The organism is Haloechinothrix salitolerans (assembly GCF_042662605.1).
GTDB classification, from domain to species: Bacteria; Actinomycetota; Actinomycetes; order Mycobacteriales; family Pseudonocardiaceae; genus Haloechinothrix_A; species Haloechinothrix_A salitolerans.
The window spans coordinates 2,758,002-2,772,693 of the sequence record NZ_JBHSXX010000001.1; the positions used below are offsets into that span (position 1 = coordinate 2,758,002).

15 protein-coding genes are annotated in these 14,692 nt (G+C 70.6%); all 15 read left to right on the plus strand.

Going from position 1 to position 14,692, the window contains the following annotated elements:
• Nucleotides 1-83 precede the first annotated feature (83 nt).
• The 15 genes from ACFQGD_RS13075 (at nucleotide 84) to ACFQGD_RS13145 (ending at nucleotide 14,632) form a co-directional block, all read left to right on the plus strand.
• The gene (locus tag ACFQGD_RS13075; RefSeq protein WP_345404565.1) at nucleotides 84-2,021 is read left to right on the plus strand and encodes a branched-chain amino acid ABC transporter permease; all 1,938 of its coding nucleotides are present in this window, start codon (nucleotides 84-86) and stop codon (nucleotides 2,019-2,021) included.
• The gene (locus ACFQGD_RS13080) at nucleotides 2,008-2,760 is read left to right on the plus strand and encodes an ABC transporter ATP-binding protein (RefSeq protein WP_345404568.1); all 753 of its coding nucleotides are present in this window, start codon (nucleotides 2,008-2,010) and stop codon (nucleotides 2,758-2,760) included. The genes ACFQGD_RS13075 and ACFQGD_RS13080 overlap by 14 nt, the downstream gene beginning before the upstream one ends.
• Before the next feature lies 1 nt (nucleotide 2,761).
• A complete protein-coding gene (locus ACFQGD_RS13085) occupies nucleotides 2,762-3,469 on the plus strand; it encodes an ABC transporter ATP-binding protein (RefSeq protein ID WP_345404571.1) in 708 nt (235 codons plus the stop codon).
• Nucleotides 3,466-5,040: a choice-of-anchor P family protein gene (locus tag ACFQGD_RS13090; RefSeq protein ID WP_345404574.1), complete on the plus strand. Its 1,575-nt coding sequence runs from the start codon at nucleotides 3,466-3,468 to the stop codon at nucleotides 5,038-5,040. Before ACFQGD_RS13085 ends, ACFQGD_RS13090 begins: the two co-directional genes overlap by 4 nt.
• 3 nt (nucleotides 5,041-5,043) lie before the next feature.
• The gene (locus ACFQGD_RS13095; RefSeq protein WP_345404577.1) at nucleotides 5,044-5,595 is read left to right on the plus strand and encodes a DUF1700 domain-containing protein; all 552 of its coding nucleotides are present in this window, start codon (nucleotides 5,044-5,046) and stop codon (nucleotides 5,593-5,595) included.
• 215 nt (nucleotides 5,596-5,810) lie between these two features.
• The gene (locus tag ACFQGD_RS13100) at nucleotides 5,811-7,226 is read left to right on the plus strand and encodes a cytochrome P450 (protein ID WP_345404580.1); all 1,416 of its coding nucleotides are present in this window, start codon (nucleotides 5,811-5,813) and stop codon (nucleotides 7,224-7,226) included.
• Between the two features lie 6 nt (nucleotides 7,227-7,232).
• Nucleotides 7,233-7,427 (plus strand): ferredoxin, encoded by a 195-nt coding sequence (locus ACFQGD_RS13105; protein WP_345404583.1) that lies wholly within the window; start codon nucleotides 7,233-7,235, stop codon nucleotides 7,425-7,427.
• Nucleotides 7,428-7,443: 16 nt separating this feature from the next.
• Nucleotides 7,444-8,046, plus strand: a complete 603-nt coding sequence (locus ACFQGD_RS13110; protein ID WP_345404586.1) for a nuclear transport factor 2 family protein — start codon at nucleotides 7,444-7,446, stop codon at nucleotides 8,044-8,046.
• Nucleotides 8,043-9,530, plus strand: coding sequence for an aldehyde dehydrogenase (locus ACFQGD_RS13115; RefSeq protein WP_345404589.1), 1,488 nt, complete (start codon nucleotides 8,043-8,045; stop codon nucleotides 9,528-9,530). The genes ACFQGD_RS13110 and ACFQGD_RS13115 overlap by 4 nt, the downstream gene beginning before the upstream one ends.
• Nucleotides 9,530-10,306 (plus strand): SDR family oxidoreductase, encoded by a 777-nt coding sequence (locus ACFQGD_RS13120; protein WP_345404592.1) that lies wholly within the window; start codon nucleotides 9,530-9,532, stop codon nucleotides 10,304-10,306. The genes ACFQGD_RS13115 and ACFQGD_RS13120 overlap by 1 nt, the downstream gene beginning before the upstream one ends.
• On the plus strand, nucleotides 10,303-11,154 hold the full coding sequence (locus tag ACFQGD_RS13125) for an NAD(P)-dependent oxidoreductase (protein ID WP_345404595.1): 852 nt from the start codon (nucleotides 10,303-10,305) through the stop codon (nucleotides 11,152-11,154). Before ACFQGD_RS13120 ends, ACFQGD_RS13125 begins: the two co-directional genes overlap by 4 nt.
• Nucleotides 11,151-11,534: a carboxymuconolactone decarboxylase family protein gene (locus ACFQGD_RS13130; protein WP_345404598.1), complete on the plus strand. Its 384-nt coding sequence runs from the start codon at nucleotides 11,151-11,153 to the stop codon at nucleotides 11,532-11,534. Before ACFQGD_RS13125 ends, ACFQGD_RS13130 begins: the two co-directional genes overlap by 4 nt.
• Nucleotides 11,535-11,584: 50 nt before the next feature.
• Nucleotides 11,585-12,451 (plus strand): LLM class F420-dependent oxidoreductase, encoded by an 867-nt coding sequence (locus tag ACFQGD_RS13135; protein ID WP_345404601.1) that lies wholly within the window; start codon nucleotides 11,585-11,587, stop codon nucleotides 12,449-12,451.
• Entirely contained in the window at nucleotides 12,448-13,923 is a 1,476-nt protein-coding gene (locus tag ACFQGD_RS13140) for an FAD-binding protein (protein ID WP_345404604.1), read from the plus strand. The genes ACFQGD_RS13135 and ACFQGD_RS13140 overlap by 4 nt, the downstream gene beginning before the upstream one ends.
• Nucleotides 13,916-14,632, plus strand: a complete 717-nt coding sequence (locus ACFQGD_RS13145; protein WP_345404607.1) for a hotdog domain-containing protein — start codon at nucleotides 13,916-13,918, stop codon at nucleotides 14,630-14,632. The genes ACFQGD_RS13140 and ACFQGD_RS13145 overlap by 8 nt, the downstream gene beginning before the upstream one ends.
• The last annotated feature ends 60 nt before the right edge of the window (nucleotides 14,633-14,692 follow it).

Consider the following 14,692-nt stretch of genomic DNA (forward strand, 5'->3'; position numbering starts at 1 on the left):
GGCAATGGGGCGATCCGATCGGAGTGAGCACACATGACGCGTCCGCCGAAGTGGTCCCTCGCCGCGGGTAGTGGAGCCTGAGCATGGACAGCGTCGTCTCGTTCACCATCCTCGGGCTGTTCACCGGAGCGGCCTACGCCATCGCCGCGAGCGGGTTGGTGCTGACCTACACGACGACTCGGGTGTTCAACCTCGCGCACGGCGCGCTCGGGATGGTCATGGCCTTCATCTTCTGGGACTTCAGCCAGCGGCAGGGCCTGCCGACGTGGCTGGCGCTCGTGCTGGTGCTCGGTGTCGTCGCACCCGCGACCGGGTGGGCGATCCAGCGGTTCGTGACGCGCGGCCTCGGCGAGGGACCGGTCAGCGTGTCGTTGGTCGTGACGGTCGGGCTGCTCGTCGGCTGCATCGGTCTGGCCACGCAGGTGTGGCCGCCCGCGACGCGGACGCTGCCCCCGTTCTTCAGCGACAGCGGCTTCCAGGTGGGCAGCACCTACGTCACCGCGCACCAGTCGATCACGGTCGTGCTCGCGGGTGTGGTCGCGCTGCTGCTGTATGGGCTGCTGACCAAGACCAGGATCGGCACCGCCATGCGCGCCGCCGTCGACAACCCCGAACTCCTCAAGTACTTCGGAGGCAAGCCCGACCGCGTGGCTGGCCTGTCGTGGGCCATCGGCACGTCGCTGGCCGCGCTCGGTGGCATCCTGCTGACACCGGTCGTCGGACTGTCCTATTACGACTTGACACTGCTCGTCATCAACGCCTACGCCGCCGCGATGCTCGGCAGGTTGCGGAGTCTGCCGCTGACCCTCGTCGGGGCGATGGGGCTCGGCGTCCTGCAGTCGTACGCGGTCGCGTACCTGCCGTCCGACGGTCTGCTGTCGGGTGTTCGCTCGGCGATGCCCGCGCTGTTCCTGTTCGCGGTCATCGTGCTCATGCCGCAGGCGCAGCTGCGGGTCGGGCAGGTCAAGGGCATCGTGTCGGCCCCACTGCCGTCCCGAAGGAGGCAACTCGGCGCGGCGCTCGGGCTCCTCGTGATGGTCGCGCTGCTGGTGACGGTGCTGTCCGACAGCAGCCTGCTGCTGGTCGGCATGGCCGCGACCTACGCCATGGTCATGCTCTCGCTCGTGCTGCTCACCGGCTACGGCGGCCACGTGTCGCTGGCGCAGTTCACCTTCGCCGGTATCGGGGCCCTCGTCTACGCCAAGCTCGACGAGCCGACGCTGTCAGGGCTGGCGGTGTCGGCGCTGGTCGCCGCGCTGGTCGGCGCCGCCGTCGCCGTCCCGGTGCTGCGGCTGACCGGGCTCTACCTCGCGCTGTCGACGCTGGCGTTCGGCCTGCTCATGGACAAGATGGTGTTCCAGACCGGAATCGCGTTCGGCACCAACGGCTCGCTCGACGCCGAGCGCCTGACCATCCTCGGGACGTCGTTCTCCTCGCTCGGCCGTTACGTCCTCGTCATGACGATCTTCCTGGTGCTCATGGCGCTCGCCCTGCTCGCGCTGCGGCGCGGCGCCATCGGCAGGCTGCTCATCGCCATGCGGGACAGCCCCGCCGCCTGCGGCACGCTCGGGCTCGACACCCGCTGGTTCCGGGTCGGGTTGTTCGCGCTGTCGGCGGGGATGGCCGGGCTCGCGGGCGGGCTGTTCGCGGGGCTGCGTGGCACCATCGGCGCGTCCGACTTCCAGGTGCTGGCGAGCCTGCCGTTGCTGCTGCTCGCGGTCGTCTTCGGCGTGACGTCGGTGACCGGTGCGGTGCTCGGCGGTGTCGGGCTGATGTTGCTGCCGGTGCTGCAAAGCGGCAACCCGTCGCTCGCCGGTCTGATCTTCGCGCTGGTCGGCTTCGGCGCGGTCGCGCTCGGCCGCGACCCCAACGGGCTTGCCAACCGGCTGTTCGCCCTGGGCAGGGCGGTACGCGCCGTCGCGACGCGCGAGTCCGATGTGGACGTCGAAGCCACACGGGACGCCGAGGCCACACGGGACGCCGATGCCACGGGGGAGGTGCCCGCGCATGTCACTTCTTGAGGTCGACGACGTCGTCGTCCGGTTCGGTGGCGTGACCGCGGTGGACCACGCCAGCTTCACCGCGAGCGCCGGACGCGTCATCGGGCTGATCGGGCCGAACGGGGCGGGCAAGACGACGTGCTTCAACGTCATCAGCGGGTTGCAACGGCCCACCTCGGGCAGGGTCCGGTTCCGTGGCCGCGACGTCACGTCCACCCCGGTGCATCGACGCGCCAAGCGCGGCATGGGCCGTACCTTCCAGCGGCTGGAGGCGTTCGGATCGCTGTCCGTCGCCGACAATGTGCGCGCCGCCGTGGACATCCACCACGGCCTGAGCGGGCTGCTCACCCCGTGGCGCCGGTCGCGGGAGGCGCGGGTCGACGCGCTGCTGGACCGCGTCGGCCTCGCCCATTACGCAGACGAGCGCGCGGACGCCATCCCCACCGGGACGGCGCGGCTGCTGGAACTGGCGCGCTGCCTCGCGGCCGACCCGAGACTGCTGCTGCTCGACGAACCGTCGTCGGGACTGAACGAGACCGAGACGACCGCGTTCGGCGCGCTGCTGCGTGAGCTCGCCGCCGAAGGACGGGGCGTGCTCATGGTCGAGCACGACATGGCGCTGGTCATGTCGGTGTGCGACGAGATCCACGCGCTCGACTTCGGCCGAGTCATCGCGACGGGCACGCCCGCCGAGATCCGGGACGATCCCGCCGTTCGGCGGGCCTACCTCGGTGACGCCGACACGGAGCGGGTGATGTGACATGGACGTCCCGATGCTCGAGGTCATCGACCTGCACGCGGCGTACGGGCGGATCGAGGTGCTGCGGGGGGTCGACCTGCGGGTGCCGAAGGGCGCCGTCGTCGCATTGCTCGGCCCGAACGGCGCGGGCAAGTCCACGCTCATCAAGTGCGTCAGCGGGCAGAAACGACCGACGCGGGGCGACCTGCACCTCGGCGGCGTGCACGTGGCCAACGCGGGACCGGAGGAGCTCGCGCGGCTCGGGCTCTGCACGATCCCGGAAGGCCGTGCGGTGTTTCCGAACCTGACCGTCGAGGAGAATCTGCGACTCGTCTCCTACGCCGGGGTCGCCACCGACGCCGTGCTCGACGTCGCCTACGACCATTTCCCCCGGCTGCGCGAACGTCGATCGCAGCTGGCGGGCACCCTCTCCGGCGGGGAACAGCAGATGCTGGCGATGTCCCGCGCACTCGCGTCGGATCCCGCGCTGCTGCTGCTCGACGAGCTGTCGATGGGCCTCGCTCCGCTCGTCGTCGACGAGCTGTACGAGATCGTCGCCGCGATCGCCGCGAGCGGTGTCTCGATCCTGTGCATCGAGCAGTTCGCCACCATCGCGCTGCGAGTGGCCGACTACGTCGCCGTCATGTCCGGCGGCCGCGTGATCGCCACCGGGGAACCCGACGAGATCCGCGACACGATGGTCGACGTCATCCTGGGAGGTGCGGCGTGAGACGACCCGTGCTGAAGACGTCTTTAGTCATACTCGCCCTGGGCCTGGCGGGCGGAATGCTGCCCGCGCGCGCCGACGAGCCCGGCTTCAGCGGATACAGCGCCACGGCTTCGGCCAGCCCGGTCCAGATCGACGTCTACGAGCCGACGATCCCGGTGCCGGCCACCCCGCAGCTGCGGTTGATGCTCGGCTACGCCACCGTGGAAGCGGACAGCTCGATCTCGCGGGGTCGTGCCAGTTTCCTGTGGCCCGGTGACTTCATGGGGGAGGGCTTCCGCACCGTCATCGAGAACTTCGGGATCCCGCCGGAGCTGGCCGAGCCGATCGCCGGCGACGGGTATCCGTTGCAGGTGAACTCGAGCCACCCGTCGGGGCCGAGGCGCGAGTCGGACGAACCGATGCCCGGCACGGTGATGCGCACCAGCGCCACCGCTGACCGCACGGTCGCGCGGGCGGGGTACTCCTCCAACTGCGAGGTCGAGCCGCGGGGCTCGGGTGACGACGACCAGCGTCCGGAGCTGCCGGGGCTTCCTGGCGAGCCCGGGTTGCCGAAGCTCAAGGAGCGGACGTCGGCGGAACCCGAGCAGGGCGACGAGGCAGGTGAGTGCCAGATCCCGCCGCGGTTGGAGGCGCTTGTGGACGTCGGCGGCTACATCGCCACCAGCGAGACGACGCGGTCCGGCGGCGACGTCGTCACCACGTCGCGGGCGCAGCTCAGCGACACGCGGCTGCTGGGCGGCCTCATCACGCTGTCGGGCGTCACCGCCACCGCCGCCAGCGGCAGCGACGGCGACAAGGGCAGGTCGTCCGGTCGCGCCAGCTACGGCACGCTACGCGTTCTGGGTCAGGAGTTCACGGTCGGTCCCGACGGCGTCACCGCGGCGGGCAAGCGGGTGCGCCTCCCGGGGCTGCCCGACGATCCCGGCAAGCTGCTGGAGGAGCTCGGGGTGGCGATCACGGCGCCGAAACCGGACAGGAACGTCAGCGGCGACAAGGCGTCCAGCGTCTCGGAGGGGCTGATCGTCGACGTCGACACCGCGGCGTTACGCGACCGGCTCGACGCGCTGCCACTCGACCTGCTGGCCGAGCTCATCAACCAACTGCCCGACGAAGCGGGCGAGCTGAAGAGCCTGCTGGGCGCGGCGCTGAAGCTCGCGCCCCGGTTCGTCATCCATCTCGGGACGGCCGCAAGCGCGGTCGACACCGTCCAGGGCATCGACATCGCGCTGCCCAGCCCCGACGTCGGTGGGCCGCCCGCCGCGGAGCCACCCGCGGACGTCGGCACCGCTGGCGGCACCCCACCCGCCGCGGGCTCGGACACGGCTAGCGCGTCCGCGCCCGCGTCGGCCAGTGGGCCGCCCGCGCCGGCCGTCGCCAACGCCGAACCCCAGCGGGCATCCGCCGGATTGCCGCCGCTGTTCTCGATTCCCGGGGCGCTGCTGTTCGGCGCCCTCGCGCTGGCCGCGCTCGCTGGTGCGTATCTGCGCAAACTCGGCGCGCTCGCACTGGGTGGCGGCGCCACCTGCCCGCACGGCCTCCGCAGTGGACTGCCCGATCTCAGAAAGGTCTGAGCCATGACATCGACGGTTTCCACGAATGCCACGCATTCGACGTCCGGGAGCACCGCGACCATGGCGCTGCCCCGCGCGGCCAGTCGCTCGGGCGCCGCCCCGTTGCGGAACAGCCACTACCGGCTGTTGCAGGTGGTGCTGTTCTGGGCGGGTGCGATCCTGTTGCCGCTCGGGCTGGTCGTGATCGCGCTCGGTTGGTACGGCGCTGCCAACACGCCGTACCAGTACGACCAGATCTCGTATCTGGTCTCCGGCGGGCTGTTCGGGCTCGGATTGACGTTCTGCGGTGGCTTCCTCTACTTCGGTGCGTGGCTGGCCCGCATTGCCGACGACGGCCGCGAGTCGTCCCGGCGGCTCGCGGACACGCTGCTCGTGCTGGCCGACGTGACGTCGCGTGCCGCGACCGTCGCGGACGACGCCGGGGTGGCGGTCACCGCGGGGGACGGCACCACGCTGCACCGCCGCGACTGCGCGCTCATCGCGCACCGCGACGACCTGCACCCGGCGGGGGAGCACGCGGCCGACCTGACGCCGTGCCGGGTGTGCCAGCCGTAGGCCACTGGGGAGCGCTTCACGCCCGTTAGGACAAGGGAAACGGACATATCCGGCGGAAATGTTGTCCTAACGGGCGTCAAGCGGGCTGATCGGGTGACGCTGGGCCGGCGAGCGCGGCTCGATCTCGCGCGGCAGCGCTCCTTGCTAAAAATCAGAACATGTTCTAATCTGGACACGTGTCCAGTCGGACGTTCGACCATGGTCGTGGAGGAGAAGTGAGCAGCATCGACAGCGTGGACTCGGTGGACTCCGTCGCGGGGAGCCCGAGCGCGTCGCTCGACGACGTCCCCGAGGTGTCCCGGCTCTTCCCCGATGACCCGCACGGTCACCTGCGGGAACTGCGCACCGACCCGATCGCGCTGCTGCACCGGGTGCGCGACGAGTGCGGCGACCTCGGTCGGTTCCGGCTCGCGGACAAGGATGTGGCGCTGGTCAGTGGCGCCGAGCTGAACGAGACGTTCTTCCGCGCGCCGGACGAGGTGTTGGACCAGGGCGAGGCGTACCCGTTCATGACGCCGATCTTCGGCAAGGGTGTCGTCTTCGACGCCTCACCGGAGCGGCGCAAGGAGATGCTGAAGAACCAGTCCCTCCGGGGCGAGCAGATGAAGGGCCACGCCGCGACCATCGAGCGCGAGGTCAACCGGATGGTCGCCGACTGGGGCGACGAGGGCGAGATCGACCTGCTGGACTTCTTCGCCGAGCTGACCATCTACACGACGTCGTCCTGCCTGATCGGCGCGTCGTTCCGGGAGGAGCTGGACTCCCGGTTCGCGCACCACTACCACGAGCTGGAGCGCGGGACGGACGCGCTCGCGTTCGTCGACCCCTACGCCGACATCGACAGCTTCCGCAGGCGCGACGAGGCGAGGCTGGCGTTGGTGGGGCTTGTCCAGGACATCATGGACCGGCGTTCCGCCCGCGGCTCCGTGCCGAAGGAGGAGCGCGACCTGCTCGACGTGCTGATCTCGCTGCGCGGCGACGACGGCGAGCCGCAGTTCTCCGCCGACGAGATCACCGGCATGTTCATCTCGATGATGTTCGCCGGGCACCACACCAGCTCTGGCACCGCGGCATGGGCGTTGATCGAGCTGATGCGCCACCCGGACACGATGACCGATGTCGTCGCGGAACTGGACGAGATCTACGCCGACGGCGCCGAGGTGTCCTTCCAGGCGTTGCGGTCGATTCCCCGGCTGGAGTCGGTGATCAAGGAGACACTGCGGCTGCACCCGCCGTTGATCCTGCTGCTGCGGGTGGCCAAACAGGACGTGCGGTTCGGCGACCACCTCATCCCGGCGGGCGCGATGGTCGGCGCGACACCGAGGGTGTCGAACCGGATCGCGGACGACTTCCCGGACCCCGAGGCGTTCGACCCGGGTCGTTATGTCGACCCGAGGCAGGAGGACCTGCTGAACCGGTGGACATGGATCCCGTTCGGCGCCGGACGGCACCGCTGCGTCGGATCGGCGTTCGCCATGATGCAGCTGAAGGCGATCTTCTCGGTGCTGCTGCGGGACTACGAATTCGAGATGTCGCAGCCGTCCGAGTCCTATCGCGACGACTGCTCGAAGATGGTCATCCAACTCGAACAACCCTGCCGGGTGCGCTACCGGCGGCGTGCGGGGAGGTGAGCGGTGATGCGTGTCAGTGCCGACTACGACCTCTGCCAGGGGCACGCGATGTGCGAGGTCGAGGCTCCCGAGGTGTTCGCCTATGACAAGGACACCAACCAGGTCCGGATCCTCGACTCCCATCCCGACGAGTCGCGGCGGCCCGAGGTGGCGGCCGCGGTGAAGTACTGCCCCACGATGGCGCTCGCCATCGAGGACTAATCGAGAGGATGCGTTGATGGCTGTGGCAACCCGCGCCGAGCTGGACGAGTTCTGGGCGCGCTGGCTGGAGGCGAACCGCGTCGCGGAACGGGACGGGAACTGGGGCCAGCTGGCCGAGTTCTACGCCGCCGACGCCACCTACGGCTGGATGTACACCCCGGACGAGCACTTCATGGCGGTCGGCAGGGACGAGATCCGCGACTACGCGCTCGGCACCGAGATGGCGGGCCTCGACGGCTGGCATTACGACTACGTCGCCACGGTCACCGACGACGTCAACGACATGGTCATCGGCTTCTGGAAGCAGAAGAGCGGCGTCCTCGACGAGCACGGCGAGGAGTACCAGATCACCGGCATCGGCGGCAGCTGGTTCGGCATCGGCCGCGACGATGACGGTCAGCTGTGCTTCGCGTGGCAGCGGGACTGGTTCGACCTCGGTTCGACCGCGCACACCTTCATGGCGATCCTGCAGGCGGGCAAGGCCCCGCGAGCGCTGCGGGACCGGATGTCGCAGAACAGCATGGACCAGCCAGGCCACTACCGGCTCGCCGATCTGCCGTCGACGGTGTGGCCGCCGCCGGTCGAGGCGGGCGAGTTCGTCACCCAGGAGGCACCGTGAGCACACCGAGGACACCGACGAACCCGCCGCCGCAGCTGCTGATCGACGGCAAGCTCGGCGCGGCAAGCGACCGAGGAAGCTACGCGATCCGTAACCCGGCCACGGGGCGGGAGATCGGGCAGGCACCCGATGCCACCGCCGCCGACGTCGAGAGCGCGATCGCCGCCGCCCGCCGCGCCTTCGACGAGACGGACTGGTCCACCGACGTCGACCTCCGCCTGCGGTGCCTGCGCCAACTGCACCAGGCGCTGCTCGACAACGCCGACGCGATGCGGGCGCTGACCACCGCCGAGGCTGGGGCGCCCTCGGCGTTCACCACCGGCCCGCAGTACGACATGCCGGTCGAGTACTTCCGCTGGATGGTCGACCTCGCCGAGACCTACGAGTGGGAGACCGACCTCGGCGTCGCCGAGCCGATGGGCATCCGCACCCGCCGCACCGTGCGGCGGGAACCGACGGGTGTCGTCGCGGCGATCACGCCGTGGAACTTCCCGAACCAGCTCAACCTGGCCAAGCTCGGGCCCGCGCTCGCGACCGGCAACACCGTGGTGCTCAAGCCAGCACCGGACACCCCGTGGCTCGGCGGCGAACTCGGGCGACTGATCGCCGAGCACACCGACATGCCGCCCGGCGTGGTCAACGTCGTCACACCGAGCGATAACGACGTCGCCACCCTGCTCACCACGGATCCACGCGTGGATCTGGTGTCGTTCACCGGATCAACGGCGACCGGACGGGCGATCATGGCCGCCACCGCGCCGACGTTGAAGCGGACGTTTCTGGAGCTGGGCGGCAAGTCGGCGGCGATCGTGCTCGACGACGCGGACTTCGACACCGCGGTCGGCACCGCCGCGTTCAGCGTGTGTGTCCACGCGGGACAGGGCTGCGCGCTCACCACCCGGCTGCTCGTGCCCCGCGACCGCTACGACGAGGCGGTGGAGATCGCGGCGGCCACGATGTCCTCGATCGGCACCGGGGACCCCGCCGATCCCGCCACCGTGTGCGGTCCGGTCATCTCGGCGGTCCAGCGCGACCGTGTCGCGGAGTACCTGGACCTCGCACGCACTGAAGGCGGCCGGTTCGCGACCGGCGGCGACGTCGACCACAAGGACGGCGAGCTCGCGGGCGGCTACTGGATCCAGCCCACCGTCATCACCGGCCTCGACAACTCCGCGCGAGTGGCGCGGGAGGAGATCTTCGGCCCGGTGCTGGTCGTGATTCCGCACGACGGCGACGACGACGCGGTGCGGATCGCCAACGACTCGCCGTACGGGCTCTCGGGTGCGGTCAACTCCGGCTCGCCGGAACGCGCGAAGGCGGTCGCCGCGCGCGTCCGCACCGGCACGCTCTCGGTCAACGGTGGGGTGTGGTTCTGCGCCGACGCGCCGTTCGGCGGCTACAAGCAGTCCGGCATCGGCCGCGAGATGGGTGTCGCCGGGTTCGAGGAGTACCTCGAGACCAAGGTCCTCGCCGAGGGCTGCTGATGAGCGAGAGGAACGACGTGGGCGCACAGGGCAGGTTCGCCGACAAGGTCGCGGTCGTCACCGGCGCGGCACAGGGCATCGGCGCGGCGTACGCGACGGCGCTGGCCGCCGAGGGCGCGTCGGTCGTGGTCGCCGACGTCAAAGAGGACGCGGGCGACGTCGTCGTCAAGGACATCGAGACGGCCGGCGGCACCGCGCGGTTCGTGCGCTGCGACGTCTCCTCGCCGGAGTCGGCGGCGGCGATGGCGGCCGAGACGGTCGAGGCGTACGGCGGCATCGACCTGCTGGTCAACAACGCCGCGATCTACGGCGACATGGCGTTCGACCTGCTGATCACCGTTGACTGGGACTACTACCGCAAGTTCATGTCGGTGAACATGGACGGCGCGCTGGTCGTCACCAGAGCGGTGTACCCGCACATGCGGCAGCGCGGCGGGGGAGCGATCGTCAACCAGAGCTCCACCGCCGCCTACCTGTACTCCGGCTTCTACGGCCTCGCGAAGGCGGGCATCAACGGCCTCACCCAGCAGCTGGCGCACGAGCTGGGCGGGATGGGGATCAGGGTCAACGCCATCGCCCCCGGCCCCACCGACACCGCCGCGACCAGGTCCCAGGTCGGTGACGCCGCCACGGATCTCGTCAACGGCCTGGCGATCAAGCGGATGGGTCAGCCGGAGGACATGGTCGGCGCGTGCCTGTACCTGCTCTCGGACGACGCGGCCTGGGTGACGGGGCAGATCCTCGCGGTCGACGGCGGCCAGGTGTTCCGGCCGTGACGCCAGTCGTCGGTTTCGTCGGGCTCGGCGCCATCGGCAAGCCGATGGCGCTGCGGCTGGCGGCATCGGAGCTGGACGTGGTGGTGTTCGACGTCGTGGCCGAACCGGTCACCGAGCTGGTCGGCGCGGGTGCCGAGACCGCTGGGAGTGTCGCGGAGCTCGCGGGCCGGGTCGACGTCCTGTGCGTGATGGTGCGCGACGACGACCAGGTGCGCGACGTGCTTGGCGAGGCCATCGGCGGTGCGCGGGACGGGCTGACCGTCGCGATCCACTCCACGGTCGCACCGGACACCCCAGACGCGCTGGCCGACACCGCGGCCCGCCACGGCGTGCGGGTCGTGGACGCGCCGGTCAGCGGCGGCGCCATGGGCGCGGCGGACGGCACGCTGGCGATCATGGCCGGGGGTAGCGAGGACGCCGTCGACGCGTGTCGCCCGGTATTCGACGCGATGGCGGGCAAGGTCGTGCACGCTGGGCCGATCGGGGCGGGCACCAGGATGAAGCTGGCCCGCAACCTGTTGCACTTCATCGCCTTCACCGCGGCCACCGAGGCCCAACGGCTCGCCGAGGCCGCCGGGCTCGACCTGCTGGAGCTGGGCAGCGTCGTCCGGCACACCGACACGATCACCGGCGGGCCCGGCTCGATCATGCACCGCCCGACCACGGCACCGCTCGACCCGGACGACTTCTGGTACGGGGTGTTCGACCATGTGCGGGCGCTGGGGGAGAAGGACCTGCGGTTCGCGATCGGGCTGGCCGACGACCTCGGTGTCGACGTGCCGCTGGCGCGTCACGCGCTCGACCGGCTGGCGGCAGGGCTGGGACTACCAACGCGGGAGGACGCGTGAGCGAATTCGACGAGTTGCCCGAGACCCGGCGTCGCGGACTGCGGCGGATGGAGCAGGTGTACGGCTTCGAGATGTCCGACGGCGACGGCGACTTCTTCCGCTACACCGTCGACCATCTCTTCGCCGACATCTGGAACCGGCCGGGGCTCTCCGATCGCGACCGGCGACTGCTGCTGATCGGGGTGCTCACCGCGACCGGTGCCGCCGACGTCCTCGGCATCCAGGTGCCCGCGGCGCACGCCAACGGTGAGCTGTCCGACGTCGAACTGCGCGAGATCGTGATCTTCCTCAGCCACTACACGGGGTGGCAGAACGGCGCCCGGCTCAACACCGTCGTCGAGGACGCCATCGGGAAGGCCGCACGGAAGTCCGGCGCATGACCAGCACGCAGCCCTGTCAAACCCCAGCGACCCTGAGCGAGGATAGTGCCATGCGCCACGGCGTCGTCCTGTTCACATCGGATCGCGGCATCACGCCCGCCGCGCTCGCCGCCGCGGCCGAGGCACGCGGCTTCGACACGATCTACGTGCCCGAGCACACCCACATCCCCGTGAAGCGGGAAGCCGTCCACCCCGGCACCGGCGACGCGACGCTGCCCGACGACCGCTACCTGCGCACCCTCGACCCCTGGGTGTCGCTGGCGACCGCGGCCGCTGTCACCAGCCGGATCCGGCTCGCCACGGCGGTGGCGCTGCCGGTGGAGTCCGACCCGATCACGCTGGCCAAGTCCATCGCCACGCTCGACCACCTTTCCGGTGGCCGCGTGACGCTCGGTGCCGGGTTCGGCTGGAACACCGACGAACTCGCAGACCACCACGTGCCAGCGGATCGACGTCGCACCGTGCTGCGCGAGTACGTCGAGGCGATGCGGGCGCTGTGGACGCAGGAGGAAGCCTCCTACGCCGGGGAGTACGTGTCGTTCGGCCCGTCGTGGGCGTACCCGAAGCCGGTGCAGCCGCACATCCCGCTGGTCATCGGCGCGGGAGGCGGGCCGAAGACGTTCCGCTGGATCGCACGTAACGCCGACGGCTGGATGACGACCCCGTACGAGCAGGACATCACCCCGAAGGTCGACGCGCTTCGCGAGGCGTGGGCGGACGCGGGACGCTCCGGGCGCCCCCAGGTACACGTGTTGGTCGCCGCGAAGCCGACGCCGGAGCAGCTCGCGACCTGGCACGAGTTGGGTGTCGACGAGCTGATCTGGGGCGTGCCCGACAAATCCGAGGCCGACGTCGTGTCCTATCTGGACAGACTGGCAGGCAAGCTCGAACTGACCGCTGAAGGAGACAACGAATGACCGAGCGGCCCTCCGGCACGGCGGTGCCCGACGTCCTCGACACCTCGGTGCTGACCGCCGACACCGAGTCCTACGACGTCGTGGTCGTCGGCTTCGGCATCGCCGGCGGCTGCGCGGCGCTCGAGGCGGCACGGGCGGGCGCGCGGGTGCTGGTGCTGGAACGGGCCGCCGCGCATGGCGGTACGACGGCCATGGCGGGCGGGCACTTCTACCTCGGCGGCGGCACCGCCGTGCAGAAGGCGACCGGGCACGACGACTCGCCAGAAGAGATGTACCGGTACCTGGTCGCGAATTCGCTCGACCCCGACCACGACAAGATCCGCGCCTACTGCGAAGGCTCGGTGGAGCACTTCGACTGGCTTGAGGCGCTGGGCTTCGAGTTCGAACGCTCCTATTTCGCCGAGAAGGCCGTCATCCAGCCGGGTACGGAAGGGCTGATGTACACCGGCAACGAGAAGGTCTGGCCGTATCTGGACGCGGCGACACCCGCGCCACGCGGGCACAAGGTGCCGGTGCCCGGCGACACCGACGGCGCCAAGCTCGTGGTGGACCTGCTGCGCGACCGGATGGACGAGGCGGGCGTCGACGTCTGGTACGAGACCGGCGCGACCAACCTGATCACGGACGCCGCTGGCGAGGTGGCCGGGCTGGCGTGGCGGTCGTTCCAGGAGACCGGTGTCGTGCGGACACCGGCCGCGGTGATCGCGGCCGGGGGATTCGTGATGAACCCGGACATGGTCGCCGAGCACACGCCCGCGCTCGGGTCGAAGCTGTTCACGCTCGGCTCGACGTACGACGACGGGCTCGGCATTCGCCTTGGGATGTCCGTGGGCGCCGAGTTGGAGCACATGGCCGAGCCGTTCATCACCGCTCCGTTCTACCCGCCAGCGACGCTGGTGACCGGGCTGATCGTGAACAAGGAAGGACGTCGGTTCGTCGCCGAGGACAGCTACCACGCGCGCACGTCGTACCACGTGATGCACCAGCCCGACGCGACGGCGTATCTCATCGTGGACAGCGAACACGCCGATCATCCGTCGATGTCCCTGGTGCCGTTCATCGACGGCTGGGAGACCGTCGAGGAGATGGAGCGCGGGCTCGGGCTGCCGGACGGCGCGCTGGCGGCGACCCTGGCGCGCTACAACGACCATGCCGCGCGGGGCGAGGACCCGGACTTCCACAAGCACCCCGACTGGCTGGCGCCGCAGGACGTCGGCCCGTGGGCCGCCTACAACCTGAGCCTGGGCACCGCGCTGTACGCCGGGTTCACGCTCGGCGGGATGAGCGTGACCGCCGACGGACAGGTGCGCCGCGGCGACGGGTCCGTCATCGGCGGGCTCTACGCGGCGGGCGCCTGCGCGTCGAACATCGCCCAGGACGGTCAGGGCTACTGCTCCGGCCTCCAGCTGGGTGAGGGGTCGTTCTTCGGCAGGCGCGCTGGACGCCACGCCGCGGGGAGGGCCCGTGGCTGAGCCAGCGGGCCGCGAGTCGCACCGTGGCGTGCCGGGTGCGCGCGAGGCGGGCTTCACCGCACCCGAGGACACCCCCGAACTTCGGCGCCGCCGGGAGGCCGTCGCCGCCCTTGGCGCGCGGCTACGAGAGCTGACCGAGACGTCGATCCGCACCGAGGTACCGGTCGACGTCCTGGAACAGGCCGCTATCGACGTCGAATCCGTGACGGCGACGCTGCGCGAACGGCAACGTAAGCCGCAGCAGCCCGCGTCCGTCGACGACCTCATCGGCGGGAAGCGGATGTTCAACCCGGTCATCGGCGAGGGACATCCCAGCGCGCCGCCGGTGGAGTACTTCACCGACGGCGAGCGGGTCGAGGGCCGCTGCACGCTCGGGCTGACGCACGAGGGGCCGCCGATGTCCACGCACGGCGGGATCAGCGCGCTCCTCCTGGACCAGATCCTCGGACACGCGGCCGCCGCGGCGGGCAACGCGGGCCCCACGACGGACCTGACGGTGCGGTACCGCAAACCGGTACCGCTGGATGTGCCGCTGCGGATCTGGGCGAGGGTCGTCAGCGTCGAGGACGGTCACGCCCTCGCCACGGGCGCCATCGCCACGATGTCGGACCCGGAGTCCGCGCTGGTCGAGGCGGAGGCACGGTTCCGCACGCTCAGCCGCGAGCAGGCGATGCGGATCTTCCCTGCCCTGTTCAGCCAGGCGCGCTGACGCCGTGCGGGCACGGCGCCCCGTCACCGGCGCGCGTCGCGGCGGCGTCCCGCGCACGCG